The sequence below is a fragment of the Paenibacillus sp. 1A_MP2 genome, assembly GCF_052244825.1.
GTDB lineage: Bacteria > Bacillota > Bacilli > Paenibacillales > Paenibacillaceae > Paenibacillus > Paenibacillus vandeheii.
This window is the reverse complement of sequence record NZ_JBQQCS010000001.1, coordinates 1727353-1746781: the sequence shown is the minus strand read 5'-3', so window position 1 is coordinate 1746781 and position 19429 is coordinate 1727353. Positions and strand designations below refer to the sequence as shown.

The following is a 19429-nucleotide window of genomic DNA, read 5'->3' as shown; positions in this document are numbered from 1 at the left end:
CAGAAAAAGAAGCCGTGTTCTTGGGCTACATCCGCCTAGGATCACGACTTCTTCTAATGGTGCAGATTGAATTTCTGCATTTTTTATGAATAGATTACACGCCCAACCAGCGTTTGAACATGTGTTTGGTCGTTTGTTTGTTCATTTCGGCAATGGAAGTAGTCAATGGAATACCTTTTGGACAAGAGCGCACGCAGTTCTGCGAGTTCCCACAGCCCTCAATACCTCCATCTTCCATAAGTGCTTCCAGGCGGTCTTCGGCGTTCATCTCTCCTGTTGGGTGAGCATTGAACAGACGTACCTGAGAAAGAGCAGCCGGACCGATAAAGTCTGTTTTTTCATTCACGTTCGGGCATGCTTCGAGGCATACACCACATGTCATACATTTGGATAGCTCGTAAGCCCACTGACGCTTCTTCTCCGGCATCCGCGGACCTGGACCAAGGTCATAGGTACCATCAATCGGAATCCAAGCTTTAACCCGTTTCAGGGCGTTAAACATCCGGGTACGGTCAATGACGAGGTCACGAACCACCGGGAAGGTTTTCATCGGTTCGATGCGAACCGGTTGTTCGAGCTTATCAATCAGGGCTGCACACGCTTGACGCGGTTTGCCGTTGATGACCATGGAGCATGCTCCACAGACTTCTTCGAGACAGTTCGATTCCCAGCAGACCGGGGCAATAGACTTGCCCTCCGTATTAACCGGGTTCCGTTGGATCTCCATCAGGGCGCTAATAACGTTCATGCCGGGACGGTACGGGAGCTCAAACTCTTCGTTGTACGAAGATGACTCCGGGCTGTCCTGACGGGTGATGATAAACTTGACGGTTTTTTTGGCTGTAGCTGTGTCCGCCATATCGTTGTCCCCTCCTTTGGTGACGATGATTGGTGTTGCTTATGCGCAAAGTGATCTTTTCCGCGCATGGGTGACGCTTCGGCTGCGGAATGCCCTTCTGATCGCTGTTATCCCCAAATTTTCTGAATCAGCCCTTAACAGGGTTAAAATTTGGTGATAAAGGCGAGCGCTTCGCTTCTTCTGGGCATTGCCGCTTCCTCCGCTACGTTGTGCACGTGGGGTCGCTTTGCTGGAAACTGCAATCCATTCATGCTGGATGCAGTATTTAATTTCTAAAGCATCGCAAACGCTCTGCTTCTTCAGGACATTTCCGTCTCCTCCGCTACGTCGTGCTTATGGAGTCACTTTACTGAAAGTTGCAATAATTCATTCTGGTTGGCAGTAACTTTGAGAAGCTCCGCTTACGCTTCGCCTCTATTTGTCTACTGCTTTTCCGTTAAGGTGCTACGTCTTTAACTTTATTAATAGGCCAAGATTTCGCTTTACTTAATCTTTCGAGTAGTCCCGGATCCGTGGTGGGATGAGGGAAACGTCTACAGGCTCGTACGAAATTTTTGGACCTTCCTTCGACCAGCTTGCGATCGTGGTTTTCAGGAATTCCTCGTCGTTCCGTTCGGTGAAGTCCGGTTTGTAGTGCGCTCCGCGGCTTTCGTTACGCAGCAGTGCGCCCAGAGTCATCGCTTCTGCCAGTTCAAGCATGTTCCACAGCTGACGGGTAAATGCCGCGCCCGGGTTGTTCCAACCTGAAGTGTCGTACATATTGATTTTGCCGTAACGCTCTTTCAATTCCTTGATCTTGCCGATAGTAGCTTCCAGTTTATCGTTGTAGCGTACAACGGTCATGTTCGCTGTCATCCATTCGCCAAGCTCTTTGTGAATGACATAGGCGTTTTCACTGCCCTGCATGTTCAGGATGCCTTCATACTTATCGGTTTGGCGCTTAGTATAACCATCGAACACGGAAGAACTGATATCTGCGGACGATTTTTTGAGTCCTTTGATATATTCAACCGCTTTTGGTCCAGCCACCATACCACCGTAGATTGCCGATACCAGGGAATTCGCACCCAGACGGTTCGCACCATGATATTGGTATTCACATTCACCGGCTGCGAACAGTCCTGGAATGTTGGTCATTTGGTTATAATCTACCCACATGCCGCCCATGGAATAATGGACTGCCGGGAAGATTTTCATCGGAATTTTGCGTGGGTCATCACCCATGAACTTCTCGTAAATCTCAATGATTCCGCCGAGCTTCACATCCAGCTCCTTCGGATCTTTGTGTGACAGATCGAGGTATACCATGTTCTCGCCGTTGACGCCAAGGCCCATATCCACGCACACGCTGAAAATTTCGCGCGTCGCGATATCACGAGGAACAAGGTTCCCGTATGACGGATACTTTTCTTCAAGGAAGTACCAAGGCTTACCGTCTTTATACGTCCAGATCCGTCCACCTTCACCACGAGCCGATTCGGACATCAGACGCAGCTTGTCGTCGCCTGGAATGGCTGTCGGGTGAATCTGAATGAACTCACCGTTCGCGTAATTTACACCTTGCTGATACACCGCACTTGCGGCAGTACCTGTATTGATAACCGAGTTGGTTGTTTTACCAAAAATAATGCCAGGGCCGCCGCTCGCCAGAATAACCGCTTCTGCCGGGAACGTTTGTACCTTCATCGTTTTCAGATCCTGTGCTACAATCCCGCGGCAGGTGCCTTCGTCATCCACAACAGCCTGCAGGAACTCCCAGTTCTCATACTTCGTAACGAGACCCGCTGCTTCCCAGCGACGTACTTGCTCATCTAACGCATAGAGCAATTGTTGTCCTGTTGTTGCACCGGCAAACGCTGTACGGTGATGCTTCGTGCCGCCGAAACGACGGAAATCAAGTAAACCTTCCGGTGTCCGGTTGAACATTACGCCCATCCGGTCCATCAGGTGAATAATACCTGGTGCCGCTTCACACATTGCTTTGACCGGAGGCTGATTCGCGAGGAAGTCGCCGCCGTATACCGTATCGTCAAAGTGTACCCACGGGGAGTCGCCCTCACCCTTGGTATTTACCGCACCGTTGATGCCGCCTTGGGCACATACGGAGTGCGATCTTTTAACAGGAACCAGTGAAAATAAATGAACATGGACTCCGGCTTCAGCCGATTTGATCGCCGCCATCAACCCCGCGAGACCGCCGCCCACAATAATTATATTAGATGATGCCATTGCTGTTCACTCCCTTATAAGTCAGCATTTAAGTCTAAATGCTTAAATCAGAACTGTCTTAACTGCGTCAATCATTGAAGTCGCTACCTGGAAATCCATGCTCCGGAAAGCAAGCAGCGATACAATAAACATGATGGCTACGATGGCAAACAAGCTCATGCAGATGTAGGAAGATACACGCTGCGCACGCGGACCGACGGTAATCCCCAGCTAACCAAGAACGACCACAAGCCGTTGGCAAAGTGATAGGATGCCGCAACCACACTGATCAGATATAAAATAAACGTCACCGGATTCATCACGATGTCATGTATGACACCGCCAAGCTCTTCGTGTGTAACGTTCCCCAGCGCAACCTGGAAACGAGTCTCCCAAATGTGCCAGATAACGAACACAAACGTAATAACACCGCTGACGCGCTGCAACGTATAGCGCCAGTTGCGCTCATTGCCAAAACGTCCCACGTTTGGCTTGGCCTGATAGGCAATGTACAAACCATATACACCGTGATAGAACAGCGGCAGCCAGATGAGAAGCGTTTCAAGAACAATGACGAGTGGCAGACTGTTCAGAAATGCAACAGCACCGTTAAAGCCTTCTTTGCCGCCTTCAACTGCCGAGAAGTTCGTCACCAGATGCTCAACAAAAAACAGACTGAGCGGAATGACGCCAAGCAAGGAGTGCAGCTTTCTGGAGTAAAACCCTTTCATAAAATGTCGATCCCCTTTCGCTAAATACAACGTTTTCATAAATAATTTCACATATCATGACACAAACCTTCCCCAAGGAAAGGTTCGACAAATTGTTCCGTTTTCTTCAGGTGTGAACAACTTGTGTCACGGTTCATGTTACTCCTTTTTTTCTTATAAGGGAATTGCAATATAATTATTAAATGTTATAACCTATAGGTATAAGTTATAAACATCGGTCGTGCAGGCCATACAACATGGAGAAATATTTGACAAGGAGATGCCTCACGCAAAGTACCTTCATTAGAAAAGAGGTTAGTGCTCATGTTCGAGGAATTAAACGCATTTGCGGCGGTTGTGGAGCAGTCCAGTCTGAACCGTGCATCGAAATTGCTGAATCTTTCACAGCCCGCACTATCACGCAAAATCGCCAAATTGGAGGATGAACTCGGAGTGGCGCTCTTTCATCGCCGTGGTAAACGACTCGAATTAACCAGCGTAGGTCAGGTCGCCTACACTTTCGCGATAGAGCAGAAACAGCAGCAGCAGAAATTTCTGACCATGCTGGCGCAGTATAAGGACGAAGAGCAAAGCTCAATTACGCTTGGAGCCAGTCTGACGACCCTTCAAACTACATTGCCTCCGCTGGTTAATGCCTTTATGGAGAAACATCCTAATGCGGAGATTAAGCTGGTGACAGGAAAAACACATGAAATTGTCTCTTTTGTCCGGGATAAAAAAGCGGATGTGGGCATCGTTGCGTCTTCGATTAGCGAGGCCGGTCTGAACTGTGTGCCGCTCTTCGATGATCATCTGGAGCTGGTTGTACCATTGACGCATCCATTGTCTGGCAAGGAGGCCGGAATGGAGCATTTGCAGGACCTGCCGATGATTACGTTCTCCAAAGGGACATGGTACCGCAAATTAACCGATGACCTCTTCCAGCGCTGCGCCGTGATGCCGGATATTCGCATGGAGATTGATTCCTTTGAAGCGATTGTCCGCCTTCTGCCTACCTGCAAAGCCGCAGCACTGCTTCCCAAGTCATATCTCCGCCCTCAATTGCTTGCGGATAATGATCTCGTCTCTGTATATCTGCCTCAGCTGCAACAGACACGGCGTACGACCTGCATGATCTACGGGGAAAAGGAAAACCTCAGCCAAACCTCCAGACAGTGGGTCAGGGAAACGGCTGCGCTCTTTACAGCAAAGGCGCCGCTGCCCTCACGGAGGACTACGACGCCTTAGCATTCATATATTAGCTGAGCTCCACGCTCAGCAGTCATCTTTCCGTTTCAAGGAATCAGCTCTCCTGGCTGATCACTTCTTCCTCAAACCGATCAATGTCATCATTCATACCGATAATGACCATAATGTCACCCATCTGGAGCGAGTCCAGTGCAGTCGGGGCAATAATGACCCCGGCTTCCTTTTGCAAAGCTACAATGCTGCAACCAAAGCGCACTCGTGCATTTAGCGTGGATAGCGTTTTATTATGCAGACAGGCTGGAACCTTCATCTCCACAATACTGTAATCATCGGACAATTCGATATAATCCAGCAGATTCGGGGTAACAAGCTGGTGGGCAACCCGGATTCCCATGTCACGCTCTGGATAAACGACACGATCGATCCCCAGCTTGTCCAGTGCTCGTCCATGAAGAACCGAAATAGCTTTCGCCACAACAGTTTTCACACCGAGTTCCTTCAGTAAAATGGCAGTTAGAATACTGGTCTGGATATCCGCCCCGATGGCAACGATACAGCAGTCAAAATTGCGGATGCCCAGGGAGCGCAGCACTTCCTCATCCGTCGAATCCGCGACGACGGCATGGGTGACCAATTCACTCATGTCATCGACGACTTCTTCATTTTTATCGATACCCAGCACTTCATATCCAAGTTCCATTAATTCCTGTGCCAGGCTGGAGCCAAAGCGCCCAAGCCCAATCACCGCAAACTGCTGTGTTTTCATTGTTCTTCACGAACCCCTTATCCAATAATCATTTTGCCTTCCGGATACCTGTACAATTCTTTACCCTTTTTCTGTCCAAGTGCATACGCGAGTGTAATCGGCCCAAGACGCCCTGCAAACATGGTGAAACAGATCAAAATCTTGCCGATCGTGGTCAGCTTCAGCGTAAGTCCCATAGACAAACCAACCGTACTAAAAGCTGATGTCGTCTCAAATAAAATCGTCAGAAAACTGCTGTCTTCCGTTGTACTGAGCACCATCGTAACCGCGATAATCAGCAACAGTGCGAGGAGCGTAATCGTCAATGCTTTAAAAATCCGTTCCTGTAAGAGTCGGTACCTGAAAAAGACGATATCTTCCCTCCCACGAATCATCGCGACAACAGCCCCGATCATAATCATAAAGGTGGTCGTTTTGATCCCGCCTCCTGTGGAACCTGGAGAAGCCCCGATAAACATTAATATAATGATGAAAAATTGCGTTGCCTGCCTCAGCCCGGCGATGTCTAACGTATTAGCACCAGCTGTTCGCGGCGTGATGGACTGGAAAAATGAACCCAATATTTTGCCACCCCAGTTCAGGCCACCTAATGTACGGGGATTGCTGAATTCAAATACAAAAATAACCAGTGCACCAAATATGATTAACAATCCTGTCGTCAGCAGCACCACTTTGGAGTGCAGCGACAGCTTCTTCGTTCTCCGATACTCTACCAGATCAGACAGAACAACAAAGCCAATGCCGCCGGAAACAATCAGGAACATAGCTGTAAAATTAACGAGCGGATCATACACATACCCGGTTAAGCTGCGGAATTCTCCAAACATGTCGAACCCAGCATTGTTAAACATGGAGATGGCATGCCAATATCCATAATATATGGCCTGCCCTACCGGCATATCAAACGACCAGCGAATGGCAAACAACGTGCCACATATGCCTTCCAGTATGAGCGAGTAGACCACAACCTTGCGAATAAGACGGACAATCCCTTCCATCGTGCTCTGGTTCATCGCTTCCTGTAAAATCAACCGTTCACGCAGAGAGATGCGTCGTTTGAACGCAATCGCCACCAGTGTCGACATCGTCATAAAGCCGAGTCCGCCAATTTGAATCAGGATTGCAATCACGACCTGACCCAGCGTCGAAAAGTGAGTTCCCGTGTCCACGACAACCAGCCCTGTTACACAGACTGCGGAAGTCGCGGTGAAGAGCGCATCAATAAAAGGAAGGCTGCCCCCGCTTCGACTGGATGCCGGAAGCATCAGCAGAAGTGTCCCAAGCAATATAATACCTGCGAACCCGAGGACCAGAATTCGGGGTGGCGATAGCCGCATCCATTGAACATTCATTTTCACTTAAGTATCATCCACCTCTGCCAAAAAGAAAATGACTCCACAACGTGGAGCCTTTCTCCGAAGCGCTTTTCCATAACGCTCTTCGTTATACCCAAGCACTTGGAAAGCTCCATTTCGGAGCGTAAACATGTATGAATTATCGTTGAATCACATAACATTAGGTTGGAATACATTCTATTCGTTCCCTTGTTAGCCTAAAGACATGCGGAATATTGGACATTTGATTCAAAATTATAAGCGCTGAGGCGTTTGTATACAAAACGATTTTTGTGTAAATAGCATCGAATTCCGTCAAAAAGGGAAAAACTCAGATATGGCGACGGATAGATCATATTGTTTCGATCATTTTCATTCGTTTTCATGCATTTGCACCGCTTCTCGTTTCACCATTGGCATTCGGGGCTTGGGCTGTGCTATCTTTACTTTAATATCCATATTAATAAAGGAGGAACAATATTAAATGAATCCCTTAGGGCAGCCTTTGGTACTCAAAGCTAACTTCAAGCGTTTAGGGTTGCTTGCGGCGATTGGCCTGATTCTGTTTTTTGTTTTTCAAATCTTCCCTGCCACCTCATCGCAAACGACTGATATCCAGTCTACATCCTTTATAAGCAAGGAGAAAGCGGCGGAGTCGGCTCGGTCTTTTGCAGCTTCTCTACCCGATTATACCCTGCCGACGAAGACTGGAAACGAGTTAGTGACATACCAAACCCACTCCGATATCTATGGGTATATGGCCAAAACCAAACAGTTAGAAACCTATAACAAGAAATGGGAAACAACCTATCCATACGATGTGTACCGCGTTCGTTTGCCCGATCAGGACAAAGGCGGTTATTTGAATGTTGACGTACATATGAGAACAGGAAAAGTGGTCGCCTTTAAGCGCGAGCTCCCTTCTTCCCTGTATGCATCCATCGAGGCTGAGCAGGACAAAAGTAAAGTGAATGCTGCCCAACGCTTAGCCGAAGATAACCTTTCTTTAAATGAGAAAGAGCAGCTAGCCGCTGGAGTTCTTGGCGAATTCGGGTATAATGTACCGAAACTTCAGCTCGACACCCGTGAAGAAGAAGCGGGACTGAAATACACGGATAATGAAAAGCAAATTGGAGATTCCAAGCTGGAACTGAACTTTACGTTTGAAGACGGAGCCGTCCGCTCCTTTGAATCGGTTTTCTCGGTCCCTGTCTCCCATACCGATTATGTACAAAATCAGACCCGCCAAGCCAACTGGATGACTTACGGTGGTTATGCTTTTCTGACCTTTGTGCTGGGCGTGCTCGCGATCATCTACAGTATTCTGACGAGAGCACACACGTCGTTCAAACGCGGAATCGTACTGTCTCTGGTATACTTTGCGGCTTCCGTTATTGGAACCCTGAACATGATGCCGCTATTTCAGGCGCAAGGGCTATCTAACTTTATGCTGACCTTCCTGATGGTCATGCAGGCGGGGATCACTCTGGTCATGAGTGCAACCATCTATCTGTCGCTCGTTGCCGGTGACGGCATGTGGCGCAAAATCGGTCTGAATCCTTGGCCTCGCGCCAAAGAGCCCGGATACGGAAAATATGTGCTGCACAGTATGTATACAGGTTACCTATGGGCCTTGATTCTGCTGGGTGTGCAATCTGTACTGTTCTTTATTTTGGAGCGGAGTATTGGAAGCTGGTCGACAACATCGGCTGATCAGTCCACGTACAACATGAGTTATGCCTGGATCTTCCCGATTATGGCCTGGATGGCCGGGATTGGTGAGGAAACGGTCTATCGTTTGTTCGGAATTCGCATGATGCAGAAGGTAGTACGCAATACGTTCATTGCCTGCCTCATCCCAACATTGATCTGGGCACTGGGTCACACCTTGTATCCCATCTATCCCGTCATTACACGTCCGATTGAGCTGACAGTCATTGGACTCTTGTTCAGTCTGATCATGCTGCGGCACGGCTTCATCGCCGTTGTATTCGCACATGTTATCTTTGATAGCCTGCTGATGGGGCTCAGCCTGATCTTCATGGGTGATGCGCTCAACATCTCCGCCGGACTCTTCTGGATTGTACTTCCGGGGATCGTTGGTTATGTCATTTACAAATTGAATCCAAACAAAAAAAGAAGCCGTATGTTACGACTCCTCATCACGAAGTGCTGCAATAATTTGATTCGCAAGCTTGTCACCAATAGATAGAGGCCGGAAGTCTTCGACGCTGGCCTCTTTTATTTTGCGTAAAGAGCCAAAATGCTTCAGCAGCAGCTTGCGCCGCTTTTCACCGATCCCTGGAATAGCATCCAGACGGGAAGTCACCATCGATTTTCCACGCTGCTCCCGGTGGAACGAAATTGCAAAACGGTGGACCTCTTCCTGAATCCGCTGCAACAGGTAGAACTCTTGACTGTCACGTGGCAAGGAAATGACTTCCGGCGGATTGCCGATCATTAGTTGCGAGGTCTTGTGCTTCGCATCCTTCACCAATCCACATACCGGAATAAACAATCCCAATTCATTCTCCAAAATGTCCACGGCGGCCGAAATCTGGCCTTTGCCTCCATCGACAACAATCAGGTCAGGCTGGGTCAAGTTTTCTTTCAGCACCCGCTCGTAACGGCGGCGGATAACTTCTCGCATCGTTTCATAATCATCTGGCCCTTCTACCGAGCGCACTTTATACTTGCGGTATTCTTTCTTATCCGGTTTGCCATCGGTAAATACAATCATCGCAGATACCGGGTTGGTTCCCTGGATGTTTGAGTTATCAAACGCTTCGATCCGGCGCAGCTGATCCAGGCCAATCCAACGTCCCAAGCCTTCCGAGGCCTTTGAGGTTCGCTCTTCGTTGCGCTCGATCAGACGGAATTTCTCCTCCAACGCTACGCGTGCGTTATCTACCGCCATCGTAATCATCTGCCGTTTCAACCCACGCTGCGGGATGTGGACTTTGATTTCCAGCCATTCCTGCAATGCAGCTGCGACCTGAGAAGGATCTTCGAGGCCTGGGGCCTGTTTATCAGCCAATACATCCGCCTCAGCAACAGCGTTGTCCTGAATGACCATCGCAGCTTCTTCTGAATCTACCTCTGGCTGGATATCTCCATAAGATGCACGGGATTCGGCAACACGTGGCTCCATAATTGAATCTTGTGTTAACCGTGCTGTCTGTTCTGACTCAGCTGTCACGGCCGCAGATCGCGCTCCATCAGCATCAGATACAGCATCCTCGTTGACTTCACCATCTTCCAGATTCTTCGGCATTTCCGGCAGTAAAATTTCTTGCGGCAATGCTGGATTATCACTATAGTACTGGGTCACGTAAGACATAAAATCACTGTATGCCTCACCGTAAAACGGGAATGTTGAGACGTGACGTTCGATCATTTTCCCTTGACGCATATATAGAATCTGGACACACATCCAGCCTTTATCAATGGCAAAACCAAATACGTCGCGGTCTCTGGCGTCCGCCATCGTAATTTTCTGTTTTTCCATCATCGCGTCAATGGCGATAACCTGATCCCGAAGCTCTTTGGCACGTTCAAAATAAAGATCCTCAGCCGCTTCCTGCATTTTGCGCTGCAAATCCTTCTTGATCTCTTCATGCCCGCCACTCAGAAAGGAACTGATCTCCTGGGAGATCTCATCATACTGCTCCTTGCCCACTTCTTGAACACATGGAGCCAGACACTGACCCATATGGTAATACAGGCAAACTTCCTTTGGCATTACGCCGCATTTGCGCAGCGGATACATCCGGTCAAGCAGCTTTTTCGTTTGGTGTGCCGCATACGAGTTCGGATAAGGTCCGAAGTATTTGGCTTTATCTTTGAGCACACGCCGGGTCACTTCGAGCCGGGGATGCTTTTCATTCGTAATTTTAAGGTAAGGAAATGTCTTGTCATCCTTGAGCAGCACGTTATACCGCGGCATATGTTTTTTGATCAGGTTACACTCCAGAATGAGCGCTTCCATGTTACTGCCAGTAACGATATATTCGAAATCACGGATTTCGGACACCAGGCGCTGGGTCTTCCCATTATGACTGCCGATAAAATAAGATCTTACGCGATTCTTCAGCACTTTGGCCTTACCTACATAAATAATGGTACCTTCACTGTTTTTCATCAGGTAACAGCCGGACATGTCGGGCAGCAAAGCCAGCTTGTGGCGGATCTGCTCCAGTGCCTTCTCCTGTTCCTGTACGTTTGTAAGGAATTCATCCATAATTCGGTGGGTCCTCCTTCCTGAAAAAAGTATAAATAAAAGGTTACACTGTACCACTCCAATTGCAGTACCATCTTTCGATCGTCATTATCCCGGATTTTCTATGAGTTCCTTTCTATTTTAATTGAACTAAAAGATATTTCACACTGACACTACGATGACAGAACAACCTTCCAATCGCTGTTATCCCCAGATTTTTTCGATTCCCCTTTTTTCAAAGGGAACATCCGGTGATAAATGCGACCGCTCCGCTTTTCCAGGTTTTTTCTGTCCTCTCCGTTACTGTGTAAATAATTAGATCCAATAATATATAAGGGAAAAGTCTTAGAATAAATGGGAACGCTACGCTTCCCCAGATCGGTCCTGCACTCTACGTTATCGTGTAAAAATAATTATACTTTATATTGTCCTATATAAAAGGTTTCGACGCAAAACGCCCCCGGCGCATAACCGGAGGCGTATGTGTAAGCCTGGTAACTTATTGATGTTTTGCGATAATTCCTTTGAGAGCATCTTTCGAGTTCAGACCAACCACTTTATCAACTGGTTGACCGTCTTTGAAGAAGATCAAAGTTGGAATGCTCATTACGCCGAAGCGGGAAGCAGATTCCGGATTTTCGTCCACATTGACTTTAGCAATTTTCACTGCATCGCCAACTTCAGTGGACAGCTCTTCCAGGATTGGAGCGAGCATTTTACAAGGACCACACCAAGGCGCCCAAAAATCAACAAGAACCGTTCCTTCGCCTTCGACTTCAGCGTTAAAGGATTGATCGGATACGTTAACAATAGCCATGAAATTGTCCTCCTTATATATACTTACGGTTTATTTTAACCTGTAACGTCGTGAACGACACTTCCAGTATAACACAGGTACTTTAAACTTGTGAAATGAACGCATCAATGTTCATCTTCCCAACATCAAATCTTCACAATTGAAGAACTTGGCAGGATCACTGCAAAATCTTTACAAACGCTTTCTTTTCCAAGTATACTAAAATTACTCCGGGCTTCAGCTCCCAAAAAGGGCAAGCTGTAATCCCCATAAGGAGGCAATACCATGGATGCAAATGTGCGAATCAACGACCCGCGTGAACATGTGAACGAGGAACCCCGTAACGATCTGTTTGATCTTATAGCGGGTGTTACTGGCATGGCCGGCCTGATGACGGTCATCTTTTTCGGAATGGTTATCTTCAAATTTATTACCGAATAGGATCTTCAGGCTGCACGCAGGCCAGAAAAGCCCGGTTTTCGCGACAATGCGAAAGCCAGGCTTTTTTTGGGACTGTATGAGTAAAAATAATCAGATCAGATCGGTGACATAATAGGGATTAACGTTTGCCCCGTTGATTCTCACCCCGAACCGAGATGACATCCACAAACGGACGAATCCGGTCCATCAAACGCTGGCCTTTGTTCATTTCCTCGCCGTCCCTGCTGGTGAAGCTAAGATGTTTCTCCAGCCCATCCAAGTTGTAGTTGGACGTATAAAATGTAGGCTTGCGATTCATACGATAATTCAGAATGGAACCCATCACATGATCCCGAACCCATGGGTTCAGATTCTCTGCCCCAATATCATCAAAGATGAGCAGATCACAGCTTTTCAGAATATCCGTCGTTTCCTTCAGCTTGTTTCCTTCACTGATCATGGATTTCAGATCCTCCACAAAGTCAGGCATGTAGATAATGACACCTGTGTGGCCCACAACCGCGAGTTCATGCAGCAGATAACACATCAGAAACGTCTTGCCCGTTCCAAATGATCCTTCCAAAAACAGTCCTTGCGGAGACAATCCATTCTCCTTGGTCTCGTTAATATAACGCAGAACCTGGTTCACCGCCGGAGCACGCATCCGATCCTTGCCCATAATTTCCACATCGTTATATCCTGCATTGAGCGCACGCTCGTCCACATAGAAACTGCGGATTCTCTGCTTGATAACATGCTCGTTTTGCCGGGCGATATGTTTGGAACAAGGTGCTTTTTTATCTATAATTTCGGGTTTACCGTTAAAATGCTCTACTTCCAGTTTGCAAAAGTGACCCTGGAAATCGTTAGGACAGTTGTCGAGCCCCGGACAATTCGCACAGTTCTTCGAATCTTTGGCATACTGATACAGCTTGCTCAGATCGGTCATAAGCTGTGCATCTTTCAGTTCAGGATGACCTGCGCGGAATTCGCGTACGTACGGATCTTCCATCAATTCCGCCGCAATCCGCCGCGACTGTTCACGAAAGGAAGGATTCAGCTGCTGAAGCAGTCCTCCCAAGGATTCCATGGCTTCAAGCCTCCTTAATAGTTTCAATATAGAATGAACAATTAAATTTTACGATGACCATCATGATGGCAGGGTAACCTTCGATCGCTTGTAATGCTACTGTTCATTCTATATAAACTTGAGGAATAACTCAACATTTTCAGCTGGAAAAAACATTATCCATTCCATGACAGTCCGTTGAACTTCAGGTAGACTCTACACAAAGAATGGATCCGATCACGCTTGCCAAATTAACGACGCAACCCCACGGTAACAATCTCGCAAGGTCCCGCCTGCAAAGCCCATTCCTTGCTAATCATAGCAGCCGAGGATTCATTTATAATAGAAGCATTCAGCTTGCCTGTCTCTTCCTCCAGAATGTTGCTCTGATATGCGTCTGCCAATGCTTGCGGGATGGACTCCGAAGCAGCAAATTTCAATTCCGTCGTATTAGATCTCATGTTATACCAACGTAACATCAGATCACCCGAATCCTCGTTCACCTTCAGTGAAGAAAACGCAAGACCGTCCCCTTGCCACTCAAACGGTGTGTTGCTTGGCGTCAGGAAACCCGGGTGTACGTCCGTCTGAGCCATAGTCCATGGAATCTGGAACTGGTATGCTTCAATGTATGCTCCGGAGGTAGCTCCGTTCCCGTCATGAGGGATGATCTCCAGCTGGAAGGAATGCTCTCCGAGACACTGAGCTTCCGGTGTCGGGAACAATCCCCAGTCTCCAAGCTCTCCCACCGCACGAAGCAATGTTACGGCAATTGTATTCCGTCCATCCTCAAGAACCTCATATTCATTCAGACCCAGATTGGCTACAACCAATCCAGCCTGATCCTCGCTCACATCAACAAAACTTTGCTGATGCTGAGTGTTACTCGGATTCTGCCATTCCGGTGCAGGCGTATTATCACGAGCAGCAATTTCGAACATCGAGTCCACGTGATGAACAGCCGCTGTCAGATCCGTCGGGAAGAGTGCCCGCACCCGATGATCCTTCGCCTGATTGTTGAAGGTTGTTTCGAGCTTGACGCCTTTTCCACTGCGACTCAACGACACAATGGTTCGGATCTTGAGCGTCACCATTTGCTTGGAACGCTGCGCTTTGCGATGCGGGTAATAGATCAGTTCCCGCTGCTCACGATCAAGCACTTCGTCCGCGGACTCAGGAATCTCCCAATGATGAACAATTTCGTAGGATGCTCTGTAAGGCGCATCTTCGATGACCCGAATCTCTGCCTGAAGATCCTTCGTAGTCAATGCCACTTCATTCTCTGGCTGTTTGAACATGTACTCATTGCCGATATCGCCGACATTTTCATACACGCCAAGATCCTTGTACGTCCGTCCTGTCCGTTTATCTGTGAGTGTAAATGAACCGTTGTCTGCAATATTTACGATCAAATATTCATTTTCCATGCCACGTTCACCACGCAGCAGTGTAGATGAAGTCGCATTGGTATCTACAGACTCTCCAGCGACAGCATTTAAATCACTCGAAGCATTGCTGTTCATGCGAACCAAAGCATACGTCCTCAGACCAAGTGCAGGCACGTTCCCTGCTTCAAACGTAATGCTGACCCGGCGACAGCTATAGGGCTGACGGAATCGGTCATCTGGCAGATCATAGCCGAACTGCAGACCCAAATCCTCTACCGTACAAGGAACTGGTTTACCTTCTTCATCCACCAATATACGGCCTGACAGGTCAATGGCGTTCATTTTGGCAGCCATATCCTCCAATGAGAAGCCTTCACGGAAGTACAGACGGGCCGCATCCAGTTCTACCTGAACCACACCGCTGCGCTCCCATCCCGATGTGTTAAACACAACCACAGGCCGCGCTTCTTCACCAAAGCGTTCAAAGGTTGAAGTATCTACCGCTGTTGCGATTTGGCTGGTGCTGTCCTCAATCAGGGCCTCAGCGACATGACGGCTCTTATCGAAGCGTGTAACCATCTCGCGATGCACCTCGTCTACGCTACAGCCACAGATGCTGTCATGCGGATGATTCTGCATCAACGTTTTCCAGGCATAAGTGAGTTGATCATGAGGATAAGGATGACCCAACAGGTGCGCGAACGAAGCCAGTGGCTCAGCCACCTTTTCCAGCATGGCCTGTCCCAACTGATTCATTTGTTTCAGATAAACGCGAGCCGAAGCTGTGTTCACCAGAGTGCCCCAGCCATCGGTACGTTGGCTGCGCAGCTCTCCTTTTACAACAGACAGCTCTTGAACCGCAGATTCTTTCAAGGCGGACAGATAGTCAGGGAAGTTGGAGTGAACAAACTCGATATCGGGATACAACTGTTCAGCCATACGGATGGCTTCAGGCAGATCCTTCTGAATCGGCTGGTGATCACATCCGTTCATGTACAGCAATTCATTTGTCGATGCATATTTCTCTGCGTCTGCGAGCTTGGTTTCCCAGAATTTGCGAGCCGAAGCTTCGTCCACCGGAACCTCATTCCCGTTGGAGTACCAGTTGGCAAATAAAACACCGAGCACCTTCGATCCATCCGGGCCTTCCCACATCAGCTCTGAGAAACTGGATTCGTATCCAGCGTCAGACACCGTGTTGTTGAAGCCCGTTGGCTTCACGCCTCGCCCGAAGAAGACATTATCGATGCCCGATTGCAGCATAAGCTGTGGTGTCTGTCCCACCAGTCCAAAGGTATCGGGGAAATATCCGATCTTTGAAGGTGTTCCGTAACGCTTTGCATCCCGATGCCCGACCTGCATGTTACGAACGTTGGCTTCACCACTGGTCAGGAAGGCATCTTGCAGGATATACCATGGTCCAATGACAATTCGTCCATCACGAATATGCTTCTCCAGCCGCTCCTTCTGCTCAGGTCGAACCTGGAGATAGTCCTCAATGATGATGGTTTGGCCGTCCAGATAAAAGCTTTTGAAATCAGGGCCCTGATCGAGCTGATCCAGTAATGAATCCACCAGTTGAACCAATCGCATATGGTGCTTCTCATACGGCAGATACCATTCCCGATCCCAGTGCGTATGAGAAATAATATGTGCTCTCTTCGATTTGCTTGTCGGTTTAGTCATTGAATTATTCCCCTCTACCTCTTGTTGTACAATCTCTACCTCATCCGGACGATACACAGCTTGCAGCTGTCCGGCAGCATCTGTGGCAAACAGCACAGAGCGATTTTTCTCCAACAGGAACGTATACAGAACTCCTGTACGCTTATCTCTGACTTTCACCTCATGATCCCAAGCAAACTCTGACACGAATACGTACAGATTTCCTTTCGGGAAGCTCAGCTTCCGGCCATAAATCCCTGCCAGATCACCGCCAGATATCCATTCTAGCTCATGTTCAATGCCAGCCACTTCTGACGCATATCGATACAGGTCTGCCAGCGGCTCATCCCGGCCATTCAACTCCAGCGGCAGCGGACTCCAGATCAATTTGCCTTTGCCTAATGGCAGTAATACTACTTCATCAGGTGTATGATTCTCCGCATGAAGCAACGTTTCCTTTGCCACCTCGGCAATCCGGCGACGACCATACGTGACGCGGTGATTCACCCCGTTAATATTTAGCATTTCTTCTCGCTGTACGTTGCCCAGACTGCGCTCGCCTACAAGGTGATCTGCCCGTTCACTTCTCTTCCAATAGGCATCCAAACCGAGCGGTCCGGTAATAAGCAGCGTAGCTCCTTCCTTCTCCGCGAAGTTCAGCAGCTCGCTTAACGCACCGTTGTCCATGTTGTGCGGACTCGGAACCATGATCAGCTTCGGTGGCTGCTGCTTCAAAGCTTCCAGATGATACTCGGATACAGCCCGGAACGGCAGCTTTAACTCATAAGCCATCACACGGGTAAGTTTCGTTGTTGCATCGTAAGCAAGGGCACGGTTCGAGAAGTCGTTGGAATACGGGAAGACTACTGCAACTTCCTCCAGCTCACGATCGGTAAACAAGTCCCGAATCTGTTCCATAAATCGTCCATAGTCATAAGACACATCGGCCTCAGGTTTTTCCGTACCGTCCGCTCGCAGCGCCCCGATATGAGATTCATTGGCATTATCCATATAGAAGTTGGTATTCCAGATCCACTGCACGGCTCCGGCACCACCTGTTGAGAAGGCATAAGCGTATTTACGCTCCAGAATGCTGTGAAGCTCTTCCTCTGTGCGTTTGGCCCGGCCATCCGGCGTTTCCACATACATGATGCCTGTCTCCTGAATGAGATTCGGTTTATGTGGTGTTTTGGCAAAAATACCGTCCCAGATCAGATCATCATTGAGCCACCAGGAATGCACCGTTGTATAATCCACTTCCTGTTCATAGAAGAACGGTGAAGGCCGCTGTGCTCCAAGAGCTTCATCCTGTCCCACGGTAACCAGGTGATCAGGAACGAGATCCTTGATCGTGCCTACAAGCTCTCTTGCCCAAACATTATGCATCTCCATCGAGAAGAGACAGTAATCCAGCCAGCGTGTTCCCTTTTTAGCCTTGTGCATATCCTGAACATCGAAATTGATCTCTTCCGGCTCTGGAATGACTGCTGCCGTAAAGTCCGGGAGCTGCTTAGGTGACATGTTCCATGCCTCTTGCAGCGCTTCAATCGTCTGATGACGCTGCTGAAGCCACTCGATAAACGCCTGCTGCTCATACAAATCTCGTGCCGAACGTGGACCATTCGAGAATATGCGCACCGGATCAAACATCGACGGTTCATTAATCAAATCCCAGTCCACATGTGTGGAATGTCTGTGACGACTGACAATGCTGCGGATGAATCGTTTCTGTGCATCTACGCTCTGCGGGTCCAGATACGGATTCGTTCCTTCCCACGTCTCAGGTGTAAAGGAGAAAAAGGTAAACGTCACTTGAAGGCCATGCCGTTTTGCCGTTAACAGGAACGCATCAATGGCGCGTTGTACATCCTCGGACATGTGTCCATCCACCTGCATCATGTTGCGATAGGCAGTCCAGATCCCGGTCCGAATCCAGTTAATGCCCGCTTTCGCCATCTGTGCCATATCCCGATCCCACACATCTGCATTGGGCAAGAACAGAAATTTCCGTGCCACGTCAGAGGTCATGTAGGTCATACCAACAACAGGCAGCGGACGCCCGTCTTTGATAAAATAATCTCTGCTGCGTGTAATAACTTCACCTTCTGCCAACAAGGCCGCGTCCTGCCCCCAGAAACCCTGCCGCATTATGCGAACTTCTCCATCTGGTGCCTGAACACGACTCACGATGCGGTACAGCCCGCTCTCGATTGAAACCGGAAGAAGAATGCGTTCAAAACGCTGCTCGCCGGAAATTTCCATCTCCAGGTGATGATTCCATACCTTCTCTACCGTGCCATTGGTGCGATTCTCCCGTTCAACCGTCAAATCAAACGTCCACACCTCAGGCTCACTTCGTCTGCTGCCCGCACGCTGTAGAATTTGGGTTTGGAGAATCAGTGAAGCTCGTTCACCCGGTTCATACGAAGCATAGTTCGGCTTCAGAGATAGCTCGGTTACACCTTTGGCGCAATACCGTGCCCAATTCACCATTTCAGCTGCTCCGTTCTGTTCCCAGAAGATAGCTGTCAGAGGCAGGTGCACAAACAACCAGCGGGAACTGGCAAACGTACTGCGGGAGTTTTCCCACAATACGATCGGGGCAGCGATGCTGCGACCATCCTTGCTATAGCCTCGGAGCAGCGAAGAAATCTGCGTGCTCATCGGACCTGAAGAACCCATCTGATGTGGTAAATCGCTAGTTTTGGTTGTATGAGGTACCAGGTTCCACGTATCCGCACTTTCGAACATTCCTTCCTTACCTGCAAGGAGCGGAATATCTTCGG

The 19429-nt window shown here is 48.6% G+C and carries 11 protein-coding genes and 2 pseudogenes; 3 read left to right on the top strand and 10 right to left on the bottom strand.

Annotated elements, in window-relative coordinates:
* Positions 1 to 94: 94 nt before the first annotated feature.
* The 3 genes and pseudogenes from sdhB to ACTWJ7_RS08680 form a co-directional block, all read right to left on the bottom strand.
* Positions 95 to 859, bottom strand: coding sequence for a succinate dehydrogenase iron-sulfur subunit (gene sdhB / locus ACTWJ7_RS08690; protein WP_024632624.1), 765 nt, complete (start codon positions 857 to 859; stop codon positions 95 to 97).
* Positions 860 to 1345: 486 nt separating this feature from the next.
* Positions 1346 to 3088 (bottom strand): succinate dehydrogenase flavoprotein subunit, encoded by a 1743-nt coding sequence (sdhA, locus tag ACTWJ7_RS08685; RefSeq protein WP_024632625.1) that lies wholly within the window; start codon positions 3086 to 3088, stop codon positions 1346 to 1348.
* Positions 3089 to 3130: 42 nt separating this feature from the next.
* Positions 3131 to 3798 (bottom strand): annotated as a pseudogene (locus tag ACTWJ7_RS08680) (succinate dehydrogenase cytochrome b558 subunit).
* Positions 3799 to 4101: 303 nt separating this feature from the next.
* Between ACTWJ7_RS08680 and ACTWJ7_RS08675 the strand changes: the two are divergent.
* Positions 4102 to 5025, top strand: a complete 924-nt coding sequence (locus ACTWJ7_RS08675) for a LysR family transcriptional regulator (RefSeq protein ID WP_024632627.1) — start codon at positions 4102 to 4104, stop codon at positions 5023 to 5025.
* A 55-nt stretch (positions 5026 to 5080) separates the two neighbouring features.
* Here the strand turns inward: ACTWJ7_RS08675 and ACTWJ7_RS08670 are convergent, their stop codons facing one another.
* Positions 5081 to 5752 (bottom strand): potassium channel family protein, encoded by a 672-nt coding sequence (locus ACTWJ7_RS08670; protein WP_024632628.1) that lies wholly within the window; start codon positions 5750 to 5752, stop codon positions 5081 to 5083.
* A 17-nt stretch (positions 5753 to 5769) separates the two neighbouring features.
* Positions 5770 to 7104: a TrkH family potassium uptake protein gene (locus ACTWJ7_RS08665; RefSeq protein WP_301881469.1), complete on the bottom strand. Its 1335-nt coding sequence runs from the start codon at positions 7102 to 7104 to the stop codon at positions 5770 to 5772.
* 466 nt (positions 7105 to 7570) lie between these two features.
* Between ACTWJ7_RS08665 and ACTWJ7_RS08660 the strand changes: the two genes are divergently transcribed.
* Complete coding sequence (locus ACTWJ7_RS08660) at positions 7571 to 9298, top strand: CPBP family intramembrane glutamic endopeptidase (protein ID WP_443145335.1); 1728 nt, start codon at positions 7571 to 7573, stop codon at positions 9296 to 9298.
* Here the strand turns inward: ACTWJ7_RS08660 and uvrC are convergent.
* Both uvrC and trxA read right to left on the bottom strand, forming a co-directional pair.
* On the bottom strand, positions 9236 to 11326 hold the full coding sequence (gene uvrC, locus ACTWJ7_RS08655) for an excinuclease ABC subunit UvrC (protein WP_024632631.1): 2091 nt from the start codon (positions 11324 to 11326) through the stop codon (positions 9236 to 9238). The two genes, ACTWJ7_RS08660 and uvrC, sit on opposite strands and share 63 nt — an antisense overlap.
* 478 nt (positions 11327 to 11804) lie before the next feature.
* Entirely contained in the window at positions 11805 to 12122 is a 318-nt protein-coding gene (trxA, locus tag ACTWJ7_RS08650) for a thioredoxin (RefSeq protein ID WP_017692451.1), read from the bottom strand.
* A gap of 264 nt (positions 12123 to 12386) precedes the next feature.
* Between trxA and ACTWJ7_RS08645 the strand changes: the two genes are divergently transcribed.
* The gene (locus ACTWJ7_RS08645) at positions 12387 to 12542 is read left to right on the top strand and encodes a YqzM family protein (protein WP_094937839.1); all 156 of its coding nucleotides are present in this window, start codon (positions 12387 to 12389) and stop codon (positions 12540 to 12542) included.
* Between the two features lie 118 nt (positions 12543 to 12660).
* On the opposite strand, the gene dnaI is transcribed toward ACTWJ7_RS08645, so the two are convergent.
* From dnaI to ACTWJ7_RS08630, 3 genes and pseudogenes are all read right to left on the bottom strand, one after another.
* Positions 12661 to 13611 (bottom strand): primosomal protein DnaI, encoded by a 951-nt coding sequence (gene dnaI, locus ACTWJ7_RS08640; protein WP_079347662.1) that lies wholly within the window; start codon positions 13609 to 13611, stop codon positions 12661 to 12663.
* A 230-nt stretch (positions 13612 to 13841) separates the two neighbouring features.
* Complete coding sequence (locus ACTWJ7_RS08635; RefSeq protein ID WP_301881287.1) at positions 13842 to 16664, bottom strand: alpha-mannosidase; 2823 nt, start codon at positions 16662 to 16664, stop codon at positions 13842 to 13844.
* A 1224-nt stretch (positions 16665 to 17888) separates the two neighbouring features.
* A pseudogene (locus ACTWJ7_RS08630) lies at positions 17889 to 18293 on the bottom strand (beta-galactosidase); the annotation flags it as partial.
* Positions 18294 to 19429: the final 1136 nt, after the last annotated feature.